At 60.7% G+C, this 21,081-nt stretch carries 16 protein-coding genes and 3 pseudogenes; 8 read left to right on the plus strand and 11 right to left on the minus strand.

Annotation, left to right across the window (positions count from 1 at the left end):
- Nucleotides 1-139 precede the first annotated feature (139 nt).
- Nucleotides 140-447, plus strand: a pseudogene (locus KZH41_RS16990) (DUF6124 family protein).
- A gap of 59 nt (nt 448-506) precedes the next feature.
- Here KZH41_RS16990 and KZH41_RS16995 read toward each other — a convergent pair.
- Nucleotides 507-1,691 carry a DUF2252 family protein gene (locus tag KZH41_RS16995; protein ID WP_094953558.1) on the minus strand — a complete coding sequence of 395 codons (1,185 nt, stop codon included), beginning with the start codon at nt 1,689-1,691 and terminating at the stop codon, nt 507-509.
- Between the two features lie 76 nt (nt 1,692-1,767).
- Nucleotides 1,768-2,658, minus strand: a complete 891-nt coding sequence (locus tag KZH41_RS17000) for a LysR family transcriptional regulator (RefSeq protein ID WP_242150147.1) — start codon at nt 2,656-2,658, stop codon at nt 1,768-1,770.
- 128 nt (nt 2,659-2,786) lie between these two features.
- Here KZH41_RS17000 and ampC point away from each other — a divergent pair, with 128 nt between their 5' ends.
- Nucleotides 2,787-3,941: a class C beta-lactamase gene (gene ampC, locus KZH41_RS17005; protein ID WP_263273183.1), complete on the plus strand. Its 1,155-nt coding sequence runs from the start codon at nt 2,787-2,789 to the stop codon at nt 3,939-3,941.
- Between the two features lie 49 nt (nt 3,942-3,990).
- Here the strand turns inward: ampC and KZH41_RS17010 are convergent, their stop codons facing one another.
- On the minus strand, nt 3,991-4,938 hold the full coding sequence (locus KZH41_RS17010; RefSeq protein ID WP_263273184.1) for a polyprenyl synthetase family protein: 948 nt from the start codon (nt 4,936-4,938) through the stop codon (nt 3,991-3,993).
- 326 nt (nt 4,939-5,264) lie between these two features.
- Between KZH41_RS17010 and idi the strand changes: the two genes are divergently transcribed.
- A complete protein-coding gene (gene idi, locus KZH41_RS17015; protein WP_263273186.1) occupies nt 5,265-6,812 on the plus strand; it encodes an isopentenyl-diphosphate Delta-isomerase in 1,548 nt (515 codons plus the stop codon).
- On the opposite strand, the pseudogene KZH41_RS17020 reads toward idi, so the two are convergent.
- A pseudogene (locus KZH41_RS17020) lies at nt 6,782-6,955 on the minus strand (hypothetical protein); the annotation flags it as partial. The gene idi and the pseudogene KZH41_RS17020 overlap by 31 nt on opposite strands.
- A 12-nt stretch (nt 6,956-6,967) precedes the next feature.
- Here KZH41_RS17020 and KZH41_RS17025 point away from each other — a divergent pair.
- Nucleotides 6,968-7,117, plus strand: a pseudogene (locus tag KZH41_RS17025) (LysR family transcriptional regulator); the annotation flags it as partial.
- 6 nt (nt 7,118-7,123) lie between these two features.
- Here the strand turns inward: KZH41_RS17025 and KZH41_RS17030 are convergent.
- Genes KZH41_RS17030 through KZH41_RS17045 form a run of 4 tightly spaced genes read right to left on the minus strand, consistent with a single transcriptional unit; the run spans nt 7,124 to nt 13,367 of the window.
- Nucleotides 7,124-10,018, minus strand: a complete 2,895-nt coding sequence (locus KZH41_RS17030) for a bpX6 domain-containing protein (protein ID WP_263273188.1) — start codon at nt 10,016-10,018, stop codon at nt 7,124-7,126.
- Nucleotides 10,011-11,816, minus strand: coding sequence for a hypothetical protein (locus KZH41_RS17035; protein ID WP_263273190.1), 1,806 nt, complete (start codon nt 11,814-11,816; stop codon nt 10,011-10,013). Before KZH41_RS17035 ends, KZH41_RS17030 begins: the two co-directional genes overlap by 8 nt.
- Nucleotides 11,803-12,249, minus strand: a complete 447-nt coding sequence (locus KZH41_RS17040) for a hypothetical protein (protein ID WP_094953171.1) — start codon at nt 12,247-12,249, stop codon at nt 11,803-11,805. The genes KZH41_RS17035 and KZH41_RS17040 overlap by 14 nt, the downstream gene beginning before the upstream one ends.
- Entirely contained in the window at nt 12,246-13,367 is a 1,122-nt protein-coding gene (locus KZH41_RS17045; RefSeq protein ID WP_263273193.1) for an AAA family ATPase, read from the minus strand. The genes KZH41_RS17040 and KZH41_RS17045 overlap by 4 nt, the downstream gene beginning before the upstream one ends.
- 91 nt (nt 13,368-13,458) lie before the next feature.
- Here KZH41_RS17045 and KZH41_RS17050 point away from each other — a divergent pair, with 91 nt between their 5' ends.
- From KZH41_RS17050 to KZH41_RS17060, 3 genes are all read left to right on the plus strand, one after another.
- Nucleotides 13,459-13,947, plus strand: coding sequence for a GFA family protein (locus tag KZH41_RS17050; protein WP_263273195.1), 489 nt, complete (start codon nt 13,459-13,461; stop codon nt 13,945-13,947).
- Nucleotides 13,948-14,041: 94 nt separating this feature from the next.
- A complete protein-coding gene (locus KZH41_RS17055; RefSeq protein WP_242150169.1) occupies nt 14,042-15,865 on the plus strand; it encodes a serine hydrolase domain-containing protein in 1,824 nt (607 codons plus the stop codon).
- A gap of 16 nt (nt 15,866-15,881) precedes the next feature.
- Nucleotides 15,882-16,673 carry a MipA/OmpV family protein gene (locus KZH41_RS17060; RefSeq protein WP_094953187.1) on the plus strand — a complete coding sequence of 264 codons (792 nt, stop codon included), beginning with the start codon at nt 15,882-15,884 and terminating at the stop codon, nt 16,671-16,673.
- Between the two features lie 365 nt (nt 16,674-17,038).
- On the opposite strand, the gene KZH41_RS17065 is transcribed toward KZH41_RS17060, so the two are convergent.
- Both KZH41_RS17065 and KZH41_RS17070 read right to left on the minus strand, forming a co-directional pair.
- On the minus strand, nt 17,039-18,316 hold the full coding sequence (locus tag KZH41_RS17065) for an ATP-binding protein (protein ID WP_094953179.1): 1,278 nt from the start codon (nt 18,314-18,316) through the stop codon (nt 17,039-17,041).
- Complete coding sequence (locus tag KZH41_RS17070; RefSeq protein ID WP_094953181.1) at nt 18,317-19,024, minus strand: winged helix-turn-helix domain-containing protein; 708 nt, start codon at nt 19,022-19,024, stop codon at nt 18,317-18,319. It abuts the gene before it with no gap.
- A gap of 155 nt (nt 19,025-19,179) precedes the next feature.
- On the opposite strand from KZH41_RS17070, the gene KZH41_RS17075 reads away from it, so the two are divergent.
- Entirely contained in the window at nt 19,180-20,379 is a 1,200-nt protein-coding gene (locus tag KZH41_RS17075) for an MFS transporter (protein WP_263273198.1), read from the plus strand.
- On the opposite strand, the gene KZH41_RS17080 is transcribed toward KZH41_RS17075, so the two are convergent.
- Nucleotides 20,335-20,937 (minus strand): tRNA-(ms[2]io[6]A)-hydroxylase, encoded by a 603-nt coding sequence (locus KZH41_RS17080; RefSeq protein WP_083358633.1) that lies wholly within the window; start codon nt 20,935-20,937, stop codon nt 20,335-20,337. The two genes, KZH41_RS17075 and KZH41_RS17080, sit on opposite strands and share 45 nt — an antisense overlap.
- Between the last annotated feature and the right edge of the window lie 144 nt (nt 20,938-21,081).

Genomic DNA, 21,081 nt, shown 5'->3' on the forward strand with positions numbered 1-21,081 from the left:
GCTATATGGCGGCTGTTCGTGGGCAGACTTCGGTCTGACCGGGTCCTACTGCCTGGTTTTCCACCCTGCGTACAGCTGCCACCCTTTGTCGTGTGGAAACGACATCAGGATGGCTCCCCTTTTCAGTAGAAGCTTATGCATGAGCAAAATTGTCCCGGACCCGCCCCACGCCATCCCAGACCGCGAAGTCTTCGAGCGCGCCCTGAGTCACTCCCTGCAACCCGCCTCACCACCGTCCTTTACCGTGCACCAAGACCTCAGCTTCGAAGACGCCCTCGCCCAAATCTGCGGCCTGCTGCGCTGCGCTGTGCTGCAGCCACCGCCGCCGACACCCTCCAAGGCCTGACCGGCGATCAACGCCACATGGCCGGCGCCACCGAACACCTGATCGACATGGCCCGCACACTGGCCGACCGCGCACTGGATTGCCTGCAACCCAAGGCATAAGCCACTACCCCTGACACAACACCACCCGCTCCCACATTGGTTAGTCGCTTTTTTTCAGATCAATGTTCCAACGCATACCGCCGACAATGGTTGAGATACCCCTGCTCATGGCTGCCCACCAATTGCACCACACTGGTCCATAACCACGACGGTGCATCCAACTGTTTCGAGCGGTTCTCCTGCAACACCGCCATCCACTGCTTGCGCGTATCGCGGTCCATCTGCCGGGCGTGGGCGATGCCGACCACGCGGGCCAGGTAACCGGCGGCGTGCATGGCATCGATTTCGCTGAGTTCATCCAGCTCAAGCTTCATGTCCTGGGGCAGCAATTCACGGATGAAAAAACCGTGGTCGAGAAAACGCGTCGCGACCATGCGCTCGCCCAAGCTCGGTGAAAGCTGACGCGCGCCCTCCACCACGCGCCGCCCGTTATCCCTGGGCATCTTCGCGCGTGCCGCACGCGGTGCGGCGGCGCCGACGGCTTCCTTGATGTCGATCAGGCAATATTCCTGATCCTCCTTGTCGCCAACGCCCAGCAGCGCGGCATAGCGCAGCAAGCCCAGGGAGCTGCAACCTTTGACCCAATAGGCTGAGTCCAGCAGTTCAACCTTGGCGTCTTTGGGGCGGCCTTTGAGTGAGGTGACCAACTGGTGGATGTCATCGGAGGCGCACAGTGTTTGCAAGGCGCCCTTCTCTGCCCGAGACAATGACCAGAAGTGCTTGCCCAGCGGGATCGTCGGCCGGGCACTTTCGATGCGTTCACGGGCGAGGTTTTTCCAGGTGCGCTCCACGGCGCTGCGCATGCCGGCCTTGACTTGGGAGGGGCGTGGCGGCGCTTCGTCGGGTTTGTCTTTGAAGGCTTGCGCGTAGCCGACCATCATTTCTTCAAGCATGCGCGCGGTGGTCACCCCTGGCAGGTCCGAACCGCGTGCGGCGGTGGCCAAGGACAGCGCCAGGCGCACCAGGTCGTGGGCCGGGTTGCCGATCACGGTCTGGTCGAGGTCGCGGATGTGCATGTCGATACGGCCTTTGGTATCACCGGTCGGGCCGAGATTACCCGCGTGGCAATCGCCGCAGATCCAGATCGCCGGGCCATGGGGCAAGCGGCGGCCGGACTGGCTGTGCAACCATTCGTAAAACTGCACCGTACTGCCCCGCACATAGGCATGGGCGGAGCGTGCCATCTTCAAATTGCGTAGTTGCGTGAGGTGGGGCATGCGGTCGGCGGGGCGCGGGGTTTTCATGGATGAACTCAGTGCGGGAGATGGGGTAGATCTCTATCGCCGAGAGAATGTTTCATTTTGTTTCAAAATAGTGGCATTAAGACAGTTTTCGCTGCGCTGTCGACAGTTCCTCCAGCCACCCCTTGAACGCCAACATGGCGGCTGTTTCAACCCGCGACTGCAAGCGTGTCAGCCAGTAACTGCCGGTGGTGATGCCCACCTCGAACGGCTGGCGAATCGCATCCGTGGCCAATTGCCGCGAGAACATCATCGCCGGTGCCAGCGCCACGCCGATGCCTTGCAGCGCCGCTTCCATCATCGCCAGCGACGAGTCGAACACGATGCTGCGCGGCACCACGGTGTCAGCGGGCAGGCCGGCGGCCTGGAACCATTGAGTCCACTCATCGGCGCGGTAGGAGCGCAGCAAGGTATGCTTCAACAGGTCGGCTGGCGTGCGCAATTGTTCGGCAAGCGTGGGTGTACACAACACGGTCAGCGGGGCTGCGAGCAGCTCACAGGCATCCGTGCCGTGCCAGGCCCCGGCGCCGAAGCGGATCGCGTAATCCAGGCCTTCGGCGGCCACGTCAACGCGGTTGTTATGGGTGGACAGGCGCAGGTCGATAAACGGGTAGCGCGCCTGAAAGTCCGGCAGGCGCGGCAGCAGCCAGCCCACGGTAAAAGTACCCACCGCGCCGACGGTGAGCACTTCGCGGTAATGCCCGCCTTCGAACTGGCTGAGGGTCTGGGCGATGCGATCAAACGATTCGCGCACCACCGGTAGCAGGGTTTCGCCTTCGCTGGTGAGCATCAAACCGCGTGGCAGGCGCTTGAACAACGTGACATTGAGTTGGGCTTCCAGGCTTTTGACCTGATGGCTGACCGCCGCCTGAGTCACACATAACTCAATGGCCGCGCGGGTGAAGCTCAAATGGCGAGCCGAGGCCTCGAAGGCGCGCAAGGCATTGAGCGGCAGGTGGGAACGCAGCATGCTTAACCCTAAATTTTCTAATGGCTGGTGCGAGATATCATCGTTTGTTCGCAGCCGGCAAACTGCCTACATTGGCCTCGCCTGCGCAGGCTCTTTATTCTATCGAATCTTCTCATGGAAGCACCATCATGCCCCAACTGTCCTTGCTTGGAGTACGTAATTTAACGGCTCTGACCGCATTGCTCGCCGCCGGCAACTGCCTGGCCGCAAACGACCTGCAAGCCGTGGTAGACGCCAGCGTAAAACCGTTAATGCAACAACAGGCCATCCCGGGCCTCGCGGTCGCTGTCGTACAAAACGGCAAGGCGCAATACTTTAACTACGGGACTGCCTCAAAGGAAACCCAGCAGCCCGTCAGCGAAAACACCCTGTTTGAAATCGGCTCGGTGAGCAAAACCTTTACCGCCACCCTTGGCGGTTATGCCCAGGCGACCGGCAAACTCAAGCTCTCGGACAAGGCCAGCGAGCACCTGTCCGTTCTGGCCGGCAGCGCCTTTGACCAGATCAGCCTCCTGCAACTGGCGACCTACACCGCAGGCGGCCTGCCCCTGCAGTTTCCGGATGCTGCCGACAGCGCCGAGACCATGCTCGGCTATTTCCAGCACTGGAAACCGACTTACGGGCCGGGCGCACAACGCCTGTATTCCAACCCGAGCATCGGGCTGTTCGGCTACCTGTCGGCGCAAAGCCTTGGCCAGCCGTTCAACGTCGCCTTGCAGAAAACCCTGCTGCCCAAGCTGGGCTTGAACAACACCCATGTCAGCGTGCCTGCTGACAAGCGCGGCCTGTACGCCCAAGGCTACGACAAGAATCTGAAACCCACACGCGTCAGCCCCGGCGCACTGGACAGCGAAGCCTACGGCATCAAGACCAGCACCCAGGACCTGGCTCACTACGTGATGGTGAACATGCACCCGGAAACCTTGGATAAGCCGCTGCAACAAGCCATCGCGGCGACCCACGCCGGTTACTACACCGTGAACGGCATGACCCAGGGCCTGGGTTGGGAGCGCTACCCTTACCCGATCACGCTGCAAGCGTTGCTGGAGGGCAACTCCACGCCCATGGCGATGGAGCCGCACAAGGCCAATTGGCTGACGCCGGCACAACCGCAACCGGCCAACGTGCTGTACAACAAAACCGGCTCAACCGGCGGGTTTGGCGCGTACGTGGTGTACGTGCCAAGCAAGGACATGGGCGTGGTCATTCTGGCGAACAAGAACTACCCGAATGCTGAGCGGGTCAAGGTGGCTTATGCGATCTTGAGTGCGATGGATCACTAAACGACGCGCCTGTTTCCGACCGTCGCGGACACACGTGGCCGCGACGACGCTACGCCAGCACGCGCGTGTAGTAATTGTCATCCGGCCCCGGCTGGAAATGGACGCTACTTAAAAACGCCTCCAGCACTTTGATATTAGCCGCCCCCTCGCGCTGCCTGACAGCGTCTAAGTAACTTAGAAGCTGTGCATACGTTTCCTCCATCAACGCCAGAGCGGCGTCGAATACACCCGCCTCCCCGAAGGCCCGAATAATTTGATTTTTTTGATCCGCCGTTAATGCGCCCTTGACCAATGGCGCATTTGCCAAAATCATCAAGAACGATTTTGGGCCGCCTTCCAGATCCATCGCAAAGCCTTTCTTTTCAAAATGAGGAATATGATTAATATCGCAGTAATCATTGACGTAGCGATAATAGACACCCAGTAGAAGCATCATCGATTCGAGCAGACTATACGTGTCAATATCCAGCGGCCTTAGACATTGGCAGGCTTTTAATAAAACCACGAAAAAACAACCGGTATTGGCCTGTGCAATGCACCCATACTCTTCCAGGGAGGGCAACTTTTCACCGGCACTTACTTGAGCATCGAGGTATTGACCGACGTGCAGGCACTCAAGGCTCTCTATGCCGGCACGCACAATATTCATATCATTTAATTCAGCGAGCACTCTCAGCCCATCCAAGTAGCCGTACATCCCTGACACCAGCGCGACCTCTGCGCCATATTGCTTCCACACCGTTGGAATTCCACGGCGCAAACTGTCCCCATCGAGCAGATCGTCACGTATCAATGAAGACAGGTTTATTCGCTCTATGGCAGCGCACAACACGTGCGCCTGGGCGCAAGGCAAGCCGTAGAATGCGCAGAGCGCCCACGCAAGCTCCGTTCGCACGAGCTTTCCAGGTGTACGTTCTTGATACATGAAAGGCTCAGACCACTGGGCTTTGGCATTCAAGTACCAGGCCTTATCAAATGACAAGCAGGAATTGACCATCTCAACGACCTCGCTGGCTGACAGGTATGAGAGCGTCCCCTCTCACTTTTTTACACAGTGTTTTTTCACGCGTAAAAGACCGTCAACACAGCACAGGTCACTGCTTTACGTGGACTACATTGCTACTGAATCAACGCTAGCAACGTTCTAAACTTATCAACCAACTTTAACGAAATTAAAGCAGCCAAGAAAACCAACAAAAAGCATAAGACGCTCCCTGCTTATAAAGCCACACCCTCGCCACTTAAAACGTTTACAAAAAAACCACCCTCGCCGCCCCATTCAGCACTATAAGTTACCTTACAATTTCGCCCGACGACTGCCCAATGGAAGATCTACTGATACTCGTTGACCTCAACAATCAGCAAATAGGAACTGCCGGAAAACTGCGCGCGCATCAAGAAGGCTTGCTGCACCGTGCGTTCTCGATCTTCCTATTCGACCGACAGTCTCGCGTACTCCTGCAACAACGAGCAGACGGCAAGTACCACTCCCCTGGTTTGTGGAGTAATACCTGCTGCGGACACCCACGGCTGGGTGAAAAGACACTAGATGCCGCAAAACGTCGCCTGATGGAAGAGATGGGACTGGCCTGCGAATTGACTGAGCGCTTCACGTTCACCTATCAAGCACAGGTGCCGGGAGCGTTGATGGAGTACGAATATGATCATGTATTAGTGGGTTTCAGTGAGGCGACACCCATTCCAGCCCCTGATGAAGCCAAGGCTTGGCGTTGGGTACACCCTCTCGCGTTGCAGGATGAGCTGGATAACGCACCCGATACCTTCACGATTTGGTTTCGCACGCTGGTTGAGCATTACGGGTTAAATGAGATAGCCAAGTGGGCAGATTCATCGGAACACGCTCCCTCACCCTCATCGCCGATTAACACCCCGCCGTCGGTTGCTCCCTTCCATTTACCCCTCTGGCTTGAGACAGCCACTTACCCCCTGAGCCCCTTTACGGATCAGGTCCAACAGCACACTCGTCAATGGCTCAAGTCCATGGGGTTGGAAGACACCCCCGAAACTACCCGCCGATTGGATATATACGCTCCCAGCAAATATGCCGGTTACATGTGGAGTGATGCCCCCTTTGAAATACTGATCATTCTTTCTGACCTTTTGGGGTGGTTCTGCTGCCAGGGCAACCTTGCCGACGAGGACCGTCATGAGCCTGAAGCCCTCGAACGCTTGATTCGCGGCAGTTACACCACTGCCTTCACACGCGACACCACGAACCGAGAGCCCTTGGGTCGTGCGCTGGCAGATATCATCCGGCGCGCGTCACGCCTGATGCCTCCATTGTGGAAACAGCGCGTTGCCGAGCAATACTCATCGTACCTGGCGCCCTCCACCACCGCGTTGATGCACCGCATCAACCACACACAGCCGGGTGTGGAAGGTTATGAAACGCTTTGGCAAACCGCCGGCGGTTTTCAAGTCTGCCTTGAGTTCACCTACCTGGTGCAAAACATTCAGTTATCGTCAGCGCTTTACTACAGCCAACCCTGGCAGGAGCTGCGCAGCCTGACCTTGAACTTACTGAAGGCCGTTAACGACTTGCTGTCGTTTCGGATCATGGAAAACCCTGATGAAGACATCTACAACCTGCTCACTCACCTGAGGCACACCCAAGGTCTTAGCGCGACGCAAGCCGCGAACGAGGTGTCGCAACGCATTGAACAGTGGGCCACGCAGTTCGCGCGGGCTCAGGCTGTGCTACCCGAGCGCCTGGCAGCGTTGGGCTATGAAGTGCGGGCTCAGGAGCAAGCGATGATTTGCGCCCAAGCGCTGCATAATCAATGGCGCGGCAACATCGCCTGGCACCTGACAGTGCCACGCTATCGAGAAATACGCTTCAAGGGCCAGTAACCACTGCGCCCACAAAGTGTCTGCATGTACATCCCCAGCCAGTGCGGCAAGGCCAGCGAAATAAACAGCAGGCAGGTCACCATAATCAGGAATACCCGCAAGATCATCAGCCACGGCAACGCCGCACGGATGGTCTGGCCAACGCCACGAATGCCGAGTCCGCCGCCGTGCGGCACAACCGCACCCTGCAACGGGTGGCGGTAAAGCGCGATGAGCCCTGGGCGATTTGCGAGCGCAGTATCCTGGTGCGCGAACTGGAAGCACTGCCCGGCACCCTTCGGGCGTTGATCGCCACCTTGATACCGACACACTCAGTGCAGGCTGATGTTGCGCTGGCTGGCGTTATCGATATTGATATGGCTCAGCCGTCCCTGCTCATCGAACAGCAACAGATCAGCTCCCAGGCGGCGAAGCTGGGCCGGTGATTGCGGCCAGTGCAAAGTGACGCAAAGCCGATCGCTGACACGGTGAATAACGTGCCAGCACGTGTCCTGCTCCTCAACCCGATAACTGATCAGCAACCAGTCCTCAAATAGGAACGGGCTGACAGACTCATCCCATTCTTCGTCCGGCAAGTTGCCGGGCAGCCTGTAGCGCTTTCGAACCCCGTGCTGCTTAAGTACCAGCGTGGGTATTCCATCGTCGTGCTTGATCCGATACTGCGCCGATTCAGCGGTGGCGCTGGGAACCTGGAAGTCCGTCTGCACGATGTCAAACGCGCTTTCGCGGCTGACCAGGCGTCGCTCCGGCAGACGATAATGCCAAAGCATCAGGCAACCGCCCGGTGCTGACAACCACAGGTATTCGTTGTATTCATCCACGTTGATGGCACGTACCGACTCCGGTAGGTCACTCACATGCCAGAGCGTTTCAAGGGCACGGTCAACATCCACCACGCGTAACTGCTGGCCTTTGCCGATGGTCCAGTTGCAGCCATCAAACTCGTTTGCAAATACATCCATGGCCAGTACACCGAGGTCTTTGGCGACGCGGTTCACCAGGTCCAGTTTGCTGATACGCCATACCGATCCGCGCCGGATCAGCACCAAGGCCACCTGGCGACTATGGGCAATGACGATCTTCTGCGCCGGCACCGCAAAGTGAAACAGCGTCGCGCCCGTTGCATCCAACACCATGACTCCCGCCTCGCCCAGCGCCACCAGGTAACGCTCATCGTCCAAGGGTACCGCGTCGAATAGGGGCCGATTGCCTGCGGCGGGCGCTGACCACTCGCGGGTGTCGGCCAAGCGGTCCAGGGAGACCACCGCTGCACGCTTCAGGGCGTGGCCAGGCAAGTCCGCCTGAAGCAGTTTGTCCTGACTCATCTTGACCAGCGCCTGTAGCTGATTGTGCGTCAGCTGCCCTTGAGCGCTGAATTGATCGGCAAGAATCGCGTGCACGGTGGCACCTGCCAGCCAGGCCAGGGCGGTAGTGTTCGACTTGTGCAGCAACAAGGCCTGCGCCAAAGCGGCTCGCTCGCCGGCACGCTCGGGGTCGTCACGCAATTGCTCCACCCATGGCCCGTAAGCATGCAGGGTCTCGGGCAACAGGATGGCGCGTTTGACCAGTGCGCCAATGGCCAGGCGCCCGCCGGCGGCCTCGGCATTCAGCAACCATTGCGCGGCACGTGGGCGTTCTGCGGGAAGGCTCCAAATCACGTCGACCGCTTGCAGCCACAAGCCTTTGGCGATCAATGACTCAGCCCACTCCAGACGCAGGCGGTCGGCGATTGGCGGCGACTTGGCTTGGAGCATCACCACGGCATCGGCGAAAGCATTGTCGCGCCGCGCCACCAGCACGGCGCGCTGCCACTGCTCGGCCAGGCACAGCAGACGCACGATCACCGCAGGCGGCATGTCCCATGCAAGGGCCAGGTCAGCGGCCTGCTGATAGCGTGCATGTTTCTCCAGATAATCGAGGGCTTGCTGACGCTCCTTGAGCAATTCGGCGAGGACAAACACCGCTTCTTCTATACGACCGGCACGGTCCAAGCGTTCAAAGGTCTGGCGATACACCTGCCGCAAGTGCTCAGCCAAGTCTTCTTCGAACAGCATCGAACGCGCCGGGCCGTCCTGCTGGCTGAGGTTCAGGTCCTCGCGGCGCTGGGGCGTACCAAAGCTCTGTTCACCGCTGGACGCTCCACTGTTCAAGGGGATCGCGTGGCGCAAGGCTTCTTCGAAGTTGCCCTCTTCGAACATCTCCAACATGCGCTGCATGTAGGCGGCCTGGCGTTTGCCATACAGTTTGGAGAGCTGGGAATGCTGGGTCAGCCGAGTCAACAGCCGGCGCCACGCGGCAGGTTTGTGCCTGCGCGGGGTGGCACGCGCAGCGATGCCTGGGCTAGCAGATGCAGGGGCAACCGGCCTAGGCGCGGCTTTGGCGGGTGCCGACGCGCCACGATGCAGGAAGCGGTTCAACCCGTACAGTAACGCGGTGATCACAACCATCCAGATCATGGCACTCAGGAGCATACCGCTGAACGACTGTGTGTGCGCGGCCAGCGCGGCTGCGGGCGCGCTGTGGCCGAAGAGGCGGATCAACCCTCCCACCAGCACCAAGCCAATCACGATTTTCAGCACCGGGGATGAGACTTCGCGGGCGGGAGTCGCGTTGTTTTGCGCAGACGACGAGCTGGCGCCAGCCCCTGTACTCGGCGTGTGACGCTGGCGCTCCAGCAGCGCTTGCATCACCGCTTCACGCTCCGGGCTGACGGGCTCCAGTGGCCCACCAAGGATTTCGCGCAGGTCGGTGACCACCGCGTCCGGCACCGTGGCAGTCAACGGGGTATGGCAGTCAAACGTATCGAGCAGCGTGTAGGTGCTGATGTCGAGCCACAGCCCAGGCGTCAGCACGTGAGCATCGCGCAATTGCAGGCCGTCGACTTGACTGCCGCGTACCAGCCACAGGTCGGCAGCGGCCAGCCCTTGCAGTTCATCGGGGTGCAACGCGGCAGACGACAAGCCCCGGCCCTGGCGGATCAGCGGCCAGCCATGCAGGCTTTCGCAGTGCACCGGGCACGGTGTGTGGAACTGCAGCAAGTCGCCGTCGGCAAAGCGATAGGCACGCGCGCCGGTTTGCCAATAGTCGAGGATCAAGCGCCGGCGCTCGCCTTCATCAAAGCGTTCGCCGGCAAACCATAGGCCATCAATCTGTTGGTGCCCGGTCAGTAGCGGGCGGCGAATCAGCATCCGTTCTGGCTCAAACATTGGCACCTTCCTGAGTGAGCTGCGGTGCCTGGTTGCACATCACTTGCAGGCGCATGGCGCGCTCGGCAAGCGAGTAAACCAGTAATTCCCGGTCAGTGGTCAATACGGCGATCAAGCCGCTCATAGGGCAAAAGCTCGCGCGGGCAATCGGCGCCGAGGTGGTAAACAAATTGCGCTGTTGCCCCTCGATGTACAGCCCGACGCTGTGCTGGTTCGGCCCCAGCAGCACCAGTGAGTAGAGCTGCCGTTGGCCGAACGCATGGTGCAGGCCGATGGCTTTCCAGCCCGGCGCCAAGTCGATCTGTTCGTGCTTGGCCGGAAAGCTTTCATGGGTGACCAGGCGCCAACTTTGATTACCGTCCTGGGTGGTCAGCAGCGCGCAACCGCCGCAGTACTGCCGCCAGTAAAAGTTGGCGGCCAACAGCACTTGGCTGACGCCCGCTGCCGAGCCGACAGCATGACCATTGGCGCGTAAACCGTCGGCAGACCCCGAATACGCGACGATCTGCCCGCCTTCGCTGCGCGCATAGGCGATGGTCATGGGGTCGACCTGCACCAAGCTCAGCACGTCGTCCGCCACTTGGCAGAGTTGACGCGACTTCCAGTAGGCAAGCCGTCCCTGGCTATCGAGCAGGTAGACACGCACTGAGTTCTGGCTGTGCAGCCAGACACTCGGCAGGAACGTCGCGGTGCCCGGTGGCAGTTGCAGCTGTTCACGGGCGGGCTTGTCGACGGTGGCCATACCGGGGATGTTCCAGAACGTCAGGCTGTCGTTATCGCTCAACACGGCACCGAGGCTGCGATGGTGAAAGGTGGTGCTCAACACGCGCTGATGCTTGCCCCACAGACGGCGTCGAACCTCCAGGGACTTTTTCTGGTTCTTGTGCGGCAGCTTGATCACCACCATGCCCGGCTCATCGAGCAGGCGCAGCGCCACATGGTTACCGGCGCTGGAGATCACGGGCGGCAAGGTCAACGCTACCCGTGGCACCGCACGTGCGAGCTTCGACGGCGGTGCCTGGACTTCATCGTCGAACTGACCTGTGAGCAGTTGCGCCGCGCGCCCTTCATCCGGCATGGGCAGCAGCACGCGCCGTACCGACCCGGCCTGCAACTCAAACGACAGGCTGCGCCCATCCAGGCTGCGCTGCACCTGCACCCGATGCGTACAGGTCTGGCTTGCGTCCTTGGGCAATCGATGCCCGACTGTCCAGCACTCACCCAGCGTCTCGCCCTGCGCGGCCAGCCATTCATGCCAGGCGTGCCAGTGCGCCGGGGCGACACTTTCATAGGTGCGCGCCTTGAGCAGCCGTTTGAGCTGCGCCGGGCTATCGAATTCATGCAACACCGGCGAGCCTTGCAGGATGCCCCAGCGCAACTGCGCCCCCGACTCCTCGGCACGCCGGGCCAACAGCATCAGCAAGGCGATATGCACCAACCGCGCGGCGCCCAATTGCGACGGGCCTGCGTCGAACAGCACGACAATCAGGCGATTAGCCTCGCGGGCGCGGTACTGCGGTGCCAGGAACATATGTTCGCCGCCGACGGCCCGACGCATGAACTCATCGGGCACTTCGTCAGCCAACAGCCATTCGCTGGAGAGCAGGCGTTCATAAGGACCACGCCGTTGCAGATCACCCACGCCGTCAGGCTCTGGCACACCGCCCTGCTGCATGCCGCGCAGTGGCCCAAGTACCGGGTTGAGGCGCCCCAGCAGGTCGGCGAACAACGGCAGATGTTGCGGCGCGAACCACACCAGCCATTGGCGCCAGGGTTGCAGGGCTTCAGGCAGTTGCATCGCTTGCTCCCCAGTAAGTCGCTATCCGCTGAAGATGCTCGACAGACACCGGCAACAGGCGATCCAGCGGCACCACCGCTGGCGGTTCGCGCCACAACAGCAAGGGCGAGCGCTTGAAACGCGCCGACAGCGTCTGGCCGAGCAGGTCCACCGGCACTGTCGGTTCCCAACTGGTGGGCAGCCACACGCCAGGCGCGCCGGGGTGCGCTGCGGCGTATTCCACGCCATCGACCCAAGGCAAATCAACCGCCGCCCCGGTCACCACCAATACGTCGCCGCTGGCGGTGGCGTGCAAGCGCGAAGCCTGTTCATCGGCAAGCAACAGCAAGCGCGCCTGCAAGCGGCGTGCGGCATCGCCCCAGGCCACCGCCGCCTGAGGGTCCGCGGGCAGCTGCCGCGGGCGCCAGGCCCAGGTCTGTGTGCCAGCAATCATGGCGTCGGCGTCAGCAATCGGGCCAGTTGGCCGCGTACGTGCTGCAAGGGTTCCGGCAGGGTCTGGCTATTGAAGTTGGCATCGATTTCGCGCAACAGGCTTTCCAGCGCCGGGCTGGCTGGCGGCTCGCTACGTGCCAGGTAGTCTTGTGCGGTTTCAAGCAAGCGATTCAAACGCGCCATCGGTTGCAAGGTGGCCTCTTCGACCGCGCTGAACAAATGGCTGTTGCTGGACGCGGCAAACAGGTCCCGCAGCACCTCGCGGCCATGTTGCTGGGTTTCCTTGGTCGGTAGCACATACAGCAGTGGCCAGAGATCAGCGTCGCTGGCTTGCAGCCGCCCGCCCAACAACGCAGCGGCCGCGATCAGCCGTTGGGACTTGACGATGCGGCGGTCCGACAGCTGGATGCCGGCTTCGCGCAGACGACGAATCGCCTGGGCCAGAGCCGGACGTACGGCGCCCAGGTCGACGTTTTTCAAGGCTTGGCTCAGCGTGTCCAACTGGGCCAACCCCAGCAACTGTTGCACCGGCCGCTGCTCCGACTGCCAACCGCCCGCGAGCATCGCTTCCAGTTGATTGTCCGGCACCGACTCAACAAACAAGTGCAACAGGAAGCGGTCGCCAAATGCCGCCAGTGCTTCATCGTCCGGCAAGCCGTTGGCAGCCCCGACGCACACCCGCAAAGGGCATTGGATTTGGGTATGGCCACGGCGAAAGCGGCGCTCGTTGAGAACGCCCAGCAAGGTATTGAGAATGGCGGTCGAGCCCAGGAAGACCTCATCGAGAAACACGATATCGGCCTCCGGCAGCATGCCGCTGACATCGGTTTCGACCGTGCCTTCACGCAGTTTCTTCAGGTCCACGGCACCGAAAAGCTCCGACGGTTCAGTGAAGCGCCCCAGCAAGTACTCAAAGTAGCGCCCACCCATGGACTGCGCCACACGGCGTACTACGGCGCTCTTGGCCGTGCCGGGCGGACCGATCACCAGAATGTGCTCCTGGGCGACCGCTGCCAGCACAATCAGCTCGGCCAATTGCTCGCGCCCGACCAACCCCTCGGTCGCCGTACGCACAGCGTGGCGGATTTGCGTGGCAGCGCTTTGCAAGTGAGCAATCATGGGTGTCTTCCCTGAAACCAAAGCGGAGAATCTTGCCTGAGGCTAAGGTATTAGCAAAGCGTTGTTACAACCTGCCTTGAGGAGTCAGCTCATGCAACTCGAAGGATCCTGCCATTGCGGCGCCGTAACATTCAGCCTAAACAGCCAGCATCCCTATCCCTACCAACGTTGCTACTGCTCGATCTGCCGCAAGACCCAAGGCGGCGGCGGTTATGCGATCAACCTTGCCGGTGATACGCAAACCCTGAAGGTACAGGGTCGCAGGCAGATCTCGATCTACCACGCCAGGCTCAAGCCTGAGGGCGCCAGCCGCGCGCATGCGAGCACCGCCGAACGGCATTTCTGCTCGCAGTGCGGCAGCGCCTTGTGGCTGTTCAGCCCGCAGTGGCCGGAGCTGATTCACCCGTTTGCCTCAGCCATCGACACACCCTTGCCGGTGCCGCCGGAACACACGCACATGATGCTCGGTTCCAAGGCGCCGTGGGTCGAGGTCAGCGTGTGCAAAGGCGACTTGCAGTTCGATGAATACCCCGAAGCGTCCATCGCCCACTGGCATGAACGCTTAGGACTGGCGCGTTAACAGTCTTTGACAGTTTCCCGACAAAGCTCTCAAAGATTGTTGGTCAGCTGCGCCCTAGCATTCGAGCATCCAAATCACCATCCGGGTGCTCTTCATGTTTCGCACATTGCGCGGTATTCCGCTGTTGGGTTGCCTGCTGGGCAGTCTCGGTTGCCATGGGCAACCGCCTGCCCCGCCGCCGATTCCCAAGGGTGATTACGGTGCGATCATTCGTTACCTGCAAGCGCGTATTCCACAGGAGATGGCGCGGGAAAATGTGCCCGGGCTGTCGATTGCGCTGGTCAATGGCCAGGAGCTGATCTGGGCGCGCGGTTTCGGCATGGCCGACAAGGCCCAGGGTGTGCCGGTGACGCCGAACACGGCGTTCCGTGCCGGCGGCATTTCCAAACTGCTCACCGCCACGGCGGCGTTGCAGTTGGTTGAGCAGCAGCGTCTGGCGCTGGATGCGCCGATCCAGCAGACCTTGCGCGAGTTCTACGTGCGCTCGCGCTTTCACAGCGACCAAGACGCCGCCGACCGTGATATCACCCTGCGCCGCTTGCTCAGCCATCAGTCCGGCCTGCCCAGTGAACACCTGCGTGACCTGCGCAGCACCTTCGCCATGGGCCAGATGCCGATGCGCGTGTCCGGCGTCTGGCTGAGCAGCCAACCCGGTTCGCAAGTGGCGTATTCCAACCTCGGTTATTCGCTGGTGGGCGCGGCCATTGAGCGGGTCAGCAACAAAAGCTTTGAAGCGCAGATGCAAACCAGCCTGCTCAAGCCGCTGGAGATGAGCCAGTCGAGTTTTGTCGGCACCGGTACACAGCTGAGCTTCCGCGCCTTGGGCTACGAGGACGGCGTGGCGAGCACCGACGCCCAGGTGCGTGACCTCGCCGCCGCTGGTTTGTGGGCCAGCCCGAAAGACCTGAGCCACTACGTGCAGATGCTGTTCGCCCAAGGCCTCTACAAAGGCAACCGGGTGTTGGGCAACGCGTCGATTGAGGCGATGTTCACCCAACAAAATACCGGCAACGCACTGGATTTCGACTGCCAGATGGGCCTGGGCTGGTTCCTCGCGCCGTGCGGCGATGAGCCGGTGGGCTCCGGTGTGCGCACTTATCAGCACAGCGGCGGTGGCGACGATTTTGCCGCGCAGTTGAGCGTGCTGCCGGACCAGCAACTGGCCGTGATCATCATGGCCAATGACAGTAACGCCGAAGAACTGGTCGCCCGCCTCGCCACCGACGCGCTGCGCCTGTTGCTGCAGGCGCAAACCGGCGAAGCGGTGTGCGCCGACGACTGCCAGGTGCCCAGCCATGGGCTCAAGTTGCGCCACGTGCCGGCGGCCGTCGACCGCAAGCGCCTGGCCGGGTTTTATGCCACGGCCTGGGGCGTGTTCCGCATCAAGGATGAGAACAACCGGCTGGCCGGCGAGTTGGCCGGGTTCGACTTCGAGTTATTGCGCGACGATTCCGGCTGGCTGCGGGCGCAGAAAAAGGTCCTGGGCTTGTGGTTCAAGGACCTCGGCGACCTGGGCCGCGTGCAACTCGATGTGGTCACGGTGCAGGGCCGCCAGATGCTCACCGCCCGCAGCCACGGCCAGCGCATTGCTATTGGCGAGCGTATTGACCCGCCGCCGCTGCCCCTGGCCTGGGCCGACACCATCGGCACGTATCAAGTGCTCAACACCCACGAGCCCGACGCGCCTTTGAGCGGCATCAGCGTGCGCCTCGAAGAAGGCTTCCTGGTGATTCGCGGCCACTTGCACGACGAGCCGCTGACCGACTACATCCTGCTCCCCGTCGACAACGCCCACGCAGTCCTGGCCGGCAACGGCTACGGCCTGGGCGACACCGTAAGCCGCCAGGTCAATGGCCTGAGCGCTTCGGGCTATTCCTTCAAACGTACCCACTCGCCCCACAACCGCCTGGATTTCTAACATGGACGAACCCCTGATGCGCTCAAAAAACCTCTGCCTGTCGTTCACCTCGCTATGCCTGCTCGCCGCTGCCGACACCGCGATTGCCGAAGACTGGCAATACAGCCTCAAGGCCGGCGTGGCCAACGCGCCGCGCTACAGCGGCAGCGACGAACGCATGACCGCGCCATTGCTGGGCGGCAAAATCGTCAGCCCCTGGGGGATTTTCCTCGACACCGGCAAGGGGCTGGGCTGGGGCTACGAAGGCAATGCCCTGAGCTTCAGCGCCTACGTCGGCGCCAGCAGCGCGCGCAAGGATAAAAACGAAAGTTTGCATGCCGGTTCCAAGCGCCTCAAGGGTATGGGCGAGATCAAGTCGCGCCCGCAACTGGGCGTCAGCGCCGCCTACAACCTGGGCGGCGTGATCGTCGGCGCGACGTTGGAACACGCGCTCAAGGAAGATGACCACAAGGACACCGGCAAGGCCTACACCCACCTTGAGTTGAGCTTGGGCACCAATTTGTATGAAGGCCGCTACGGTTCCGTGGACGCCAGCCTCAGCAGCCACTTCGGTGACCGCGAATACCTGATGACCTGGTACGGCGTGACCACCGGCCAAGCCGCACGAAGCCGCTTCAAGGAGTACAAGGCCGGCGCAGGCAATATCAGCAACGGCATGAACCTGGTGTGGAGCATGCCGATCAGCGAGCACACCCAATTCTCGACCTTGCTGGATGTGCAGTATTTGGCGGATGAAGCGGGCAAGAGCCCGATTGTGGAGCGGCGGTTGCAGACATCGGTGATGGGGGTGCTTGAGTACACCTTCTGACTTGGGAGTGAGGGCTGGCGTGCCTGTGATGCAGACACTTCGGTGTATCAGGCATAACCAGTTGATGCCATCGCAGGCAAGCCAGCTCCCACAGAAAAGCAGAGCACTGCGGGGCTGGCAGTCGAACAAGGTCAACGTGTGGGAGCGGCCGTGCGACTTGCCCGCTCCCACATTGGGATCTCATTACATCAGCTAGATGGGGTGCTCTGCTTCTGCTCTGCTGTGCTTCTACCACTCAGGTCGGCCACTAGGCCGCCGTGCTCTTGCTTGTGATCTTGATCTGAGGCGCCCCGTTAAACCACGCTGGCCGCAGCAACGGCTATGTACTCCATCGACCGAAACAAAAATGGTCATAGCTGCCAGCCCTACTCAGCATAAGCCCAAGTCATCCGAAACGACGCCCCGCCCCACTCCGAATCCAGCACTTCCACCTGCCCACCATGCCACTGGCTAACCCGCTTCACCAACGCCAACCCCAAACCAAACCCACCGGTGCGCCGGTCACGGCTGGTGTCCAGCCGCAAGAAGGGCTCGAAGATCTTCGCCCGGCCCTCCAGCGGCACACCCGGGCCATCGTCGTTAACCCGCACTTCGTAGCCACTGCCAAACTTGACCAACGACACCTCCACCCGCCGCTCGGCATAGCGAATGGCATTGCGCAGCAAGTTGATGACCGCACGGGCCATAAAGCGCGGTTCAATCTGGATAAAGTCGACCTCACAGGTACGCAACGACAACTGCACCCCCGCCGCCTCGGCTTCCAAGGCCACACTGCCGATCACACTGTCGAGCCAGCTGTGGGCCTCAATGTTTTCCCGAGTAACCTGAGTGGCGCCGCGCTCCAGGCTGGCGTAGGTGAGCAGCTCGGAGACCATTTCTTCCAGCTCACCCAGGTCGGCATACATGTCAGCGATCAGCGCACGGCTCTGGCGCGGGTCGGACTGTTGCTTGAGCTGGTCGAGTTCAAATGACAAGCGCGCTATCGGCGTGCGCAGTTCGTGGGAGACCGCGTTGGTCAGTTCGCGCTGGTTGGCGATCAGGCTTTCGATGCGTTCGGCCATCTGATTAAAGTGCCCAGCCAGCTCACGCACGGTGGAGCGGCGCGGCAGCAGGATGCGCGACGCCAAATCGTTATCACCAAAGCGTTGCGCGGCCAGGCGGATATGCTCCAAGTCACGCCAGTGTGGGCGTACCCAAAAATACAGCACGATGGCCAGGCTCACGCCCAGAAACCCATAGGCCCACAGGTAGAGCCACTTGGGTTCCTCCGGCAGTTTGATTTGGAGTAATTGCGGGCCGTCGTCAATCGTGGTCAAGAACTCCATAAAGTCCCCGCGCACGACCAGTTGGCCGTCAGCCAGCAGTTTTTGCTCGCGTTCGTTCAGCGCCAAGGTATCGCGCGGCACCAACTTCAGGTGCAGCCCGTAATGGGGCTGAAGCTCAGCCAGGCGAGCGTCGCGGGCCGCCCCCTGCACCGGGCGCAATTGTTCCACCACGCCGTAAGCCGGCCCGCGCAAAGCTTCACGGTTATAGACTTCGTTGGCTTCGGGCAATAACTCGTCGAAGGTGTAGTTGACCAGCCAGATCGCCCCCGCTAAACCGAGCGCCAGGATCACATACAGGCGCAGAAACAGCCGCAGCATCTAGACCTCCCACGCAAACGGGTTGAACAGGTAACCCTTGCCCCAAATGGTCTTGATGCACACCGGCTCACGCGGGTTGTCATTGAGTTTGCTGCGCAACTTGCTGATGTACACATCGACGCTGCGGTTCAGGCCATCAAAAGCAATGCCGCGCATGCGGTTGAGGATGTCGTCACGCGAGAGGATCTTGCCGGCGCTGCTGGCCAGCAGCCACAGCAGCTCGAATTCCATGGTGGTGAGGTCAATCTTATCGCCGCCCAGGCTGACCAGCCGGCAACTGCGGTCAATCGCCAACTGACCGAACTCCAGAGCACCGCGCACCGTCGGCTCGGGCACCTGGCGACGTTGCAACGCGCGCAAACGGGCGAGCAGCACCGGTGGTTTGATGGGTTTGATCACATAGTCGTCGGCACCCGACTCAAGGCCGAGGATGTGGTCAAGGTCGTCTTCCTTGGCCGTCAGGATCACGATCGGTGTGTCGGACACGTTCCGAATCTCGCGACACACGTGCAGGCCGCTCTGGCCCGGCAGCATCAGGTCGAGTACGACGATCTTCGGCTTGAAATCGAGGAACGCGGCCAAGGCCTTATCGCCCCGGTGCACCACCCGCACCTCGAAACCGTGTTGCGACAGAAAATGTGCGATCAGCCCCGCCAGCTTTTCATCGTCCTCAACGAGCAGGACCTTGCCCAGACCCAGGTTTTCCATAAGTTCTCAGTGCGCGCGCGGATTGAAGTGCGGCCATTATAGGTGGCAAGCTGTCCGGCAGAAGCGGTTGACCGGTTTTGCCTGACGAAGCTTCATACTTTTAAGAGTTTTTAACAAATTGCCTGCAATCTTTAACGCCATTCACAGGGAGTTGTATGCGCAAGGATTATCTGGCGTTCTTTGTTTCACTGTTCCTGTCGCGGCTGGCGGACCAGATCCTGCTGTTTATCGTGCCGCTGATCGTGTTCCAGACCACCAACAGCGTTTCCTGGGCGGGGCTGGCGTTCTTTGTCGAGTCGCTGCCGCGTTACCTGGCCTTCCCGGTGTGCGGCGCATTGTGCGACAAGTTCTCGCCGGTGCGCATCCTGCATATCAGCCAGGTTTACCGGGCGCTGGCGTGTGTGGTGGCGGTAGCGTTGTACGGCGTGTTCGACGGTATCTATTGGCTGGTAATCCTATCGGCGCTGTGCGGGGTGTTGACGACCCAAGGCATCATGGCGCGCGAAGTGGTCATGCCGCATATCTTCAAGCATTACACCTATGCCAAAACCTTGTCCTACTCACAAATCGCCGACCAGAGCGGCCTGGTACTGGGGCCGTTGGTGGCGGCGTTGATGCTGCAGGTCTGGGCCTGGCATTGGGTGGTCATTGGGATTGCCGGGCTGTTTGTGGTGGCGGACTTGGCGATGCTGGTGTGGCAGCGCAACACCACGGTCAGCCTGGAAAGTTTTGAGCAGCACCAGGATATCTGGCTGCAACCGCTGCGCATCGCCTTTGGGCATATCCGCAACCTGACGGAGTTGAAGCGGGTCATTACCCTGGCCGTGGGCGTTAATTTGATCATCGGCGTGACGCTGGCAACGTCCGCCGCCATGGTCACTGGCCTCTACGCTGCCGGCAAGGATGCCTACGCCCTGCTGCAGGCTGCCGGCGCGGTGGTGACTATCGTCATTCTGTTTTACTTGGCGCGCGCAACCCTGCCCTTGAAAATGCTGGGAGGGCTCTCCTATGCAATGATTGCGGCAGGCGCACTGATCATGGCGATCAGCCCCAACCTCTGGGCGTATACCCTGGGCTTCCTGCTGATCACCGGCTTCGACAAGATGTTCAATGTGTACATGCGCAGCACGCGTCAACGGGTGATTCCGGTGCAGGACTTTGGCAAGACCGTGGGCGTTATCACGCTATTCAACAACCTGGCCCAGCCATTGGCAGGCCTGGCGATTGCCGTGCTGGCAGCGCCACTGGGTACACAAACGGTGATCCTGCTGCTGGCCGGGATCACCGCACTGCTCGGCGTGGCCGTCGCTTCAGGCTGGCACGCCACTGTGAAAGCGGAACTCGATGTCGGGTGATTCGATCAGTTCCTGCTCGGCCGCCCTCACCCGCTCGATCACTTGGGCGACGTCTTTGGCGTCGCCGTACTGGTAGGCCAGTTTCAAGTAACCCTGAAAGTGCCGGGCCTCGCTTTTGAGCAAACCGAAGTAGAACTTGCCGAGTTCTTCGTCCAAATGCGGCACCAGTGCTTCGAAACGCTCGCAACTGCGCGCTTCGATAAAGGCGCCGACCACCAGCGTATCCACCAGTTTGACCGGCTCGTGGCTGCGCACCACTTTGCGCAAACCTGAGGCATAACGGCCGGCGTGCAGTTGGCGCAGCTCGACTTTGCGCTTTTTGATCAAGCGCATGACTTGCTCGTGGTGCACCAGTTCTTCGCGGGCCAGGCGCGACATCATGCTGATCAGGTCAACATGGGCGTGGTACTTGGCGATCAGGCTCAGTGCGGTGCTGGCGGCTTTGAATTCGCAGTTCTTGTGGTCGATCAACAGGGTTTCCTGATCGGCCAACGCAGCCTGGACCCAGGCGTCGGGGGTGCGGCAGCCGAGGAATTCGTGGATTTCGGGCAAGTTCATCGGGCTCACGGGCAAAAGGATCACAAAAGGGCGCCGATTATACCGACCCCGTCGCAGACCACCAGCCGCCGGCTTTGATGTGCATCAACATGACGCCTGGCGAGCAGCAACTATAGTTGTCCAAGGCCCCTTTTTCCCGTCTCC

This window comes from Pseudomonas sp. YeP6b (assembly GCF_025642995.1).
In the GTDB taxonomy this organism is placed as follows: Bacteria; Pseudomonadota; Gammaproteobacteria; order Pseudomonadales; family Pseudomonadaceae; genus Aquipseudomonas.

Excerpts from the sequence above, each read along its gene's own strand:
- KZH41_RS16995 (WP_094953558.1), bottom strand. The coding sequence starts at position 1,691 with ATGAAAACCCCGCGCCCCGCCGACCGCATGCCCCACCTCACGCAACTA.
- KZH41_RS17000 (WP_242150147.1), bottom strand. The coding sequence starts at position 2,658 with ATGCTGCGTTCCCACCTGCCGCTCAATGCCTTGCGCGCCTTCGAGGCC.
- ampC (WP_263273183.1), top strand. The coding sequence starts at position 2,787 with ATGCCCCAACTGTCCTTGCTTGGAGTACGTAATTTAACGGCTCTGACC.
- KZH41_RS17010 (WP_263273184.1), bottom strand. The coding sequence starts at position 4,938 with ATGGTCAATTCCTGCTTGTCATTTGATAAGGCCTGGTACTTGAATGCC.
- idi (WP_263273186.1), top strand. The coding sequence starts at position 5,265 with ATGGAAGATCTACTGATACTCGTTGACCTCAACAATCAGCAAATAGGA.
- KZH41_RS17030 (WP_263273188.1), bottom strand. The coding sequence starts at position 10,018 with ATGTTTGAGCCAGAACGGATGCTGATTCGCCGCCCGCTACTGACCGGG.
- KZH41_RS17035 (WP_263273190.1), bottom strand. The coding sequence starts at position 11,816 with ATGCAACTGCCTGAAGCCCTGCAACCCTGGCGCCAATGGCTGGTGTGG.
- KZH41_RS17040 (WP_094953171.1), bottom strand. The coding sequence starts at position 12,249 with ATGATTGCTGGCACACAGACCTGGGCCTGGCGCCCGCGGCAGCTGCCC.
- KZH41_RS17045 (WP_263273193.1), bottom strand. The coding sequence starts at position 13,367 with ATGATTGCTCACTTGCAAAGCGCTGCCACGCAAATCCGCCACGCTGTG.
- KZH41_RS17050 (WP_263273195.1), top strand. The coding sequence starts at position 13,459 with ATGCAACTCGAAGGATCCTGCCATTGCGGCGCCGTAACATTCAGCCTA.
- KZH41_RS17055 (WP_242150169.1), top strand. The coding sequence starts at position 14,042 with ATGTTTCGCACATTGCGCGGTATTCCGCTGTTGGGTTGCCTGCTGGGC.
- KZH41_RS17060 (WP_094953187.1), top strand. The coding sequence starts at position 15,882 with ATGCGCTCAAAAAACCTCTGCCTGTCGTTCACCTCGCTATGCCTGCTC.
- KZH41_RS17065 (WP_094953179.1), bottom strand. The coding sequence starts at position 18,316 with ATGCTGCGGCTGTTTCTGCGCCTGTATGTGATCCTGGCGCTCGGTTTA.
- KZH41_RS17070 (WP_094953181.1), bottom strand. The coding sequence starts at position 19,024 with ATGGAAAACCTGGGTCTGGGCAAGGTCCTGCTCGTTGAGGACGATGAA.
- KZH41_RS17075 (WP_263273198.1), top strand. The coding sequence starts at position 19,180 with ATGCGCAAGGATTATCTGGCGTTCTTTGTTTCACTGTTCCTGTCGCGG.
- KZH41_RS17080 (WP_083358633.1), bottom strand. The coding sequence starts at position 20,937 with ATGAACTTGCCCGAAATCCACGAATTCCTCGGCTGCCGCACCCCCGAC.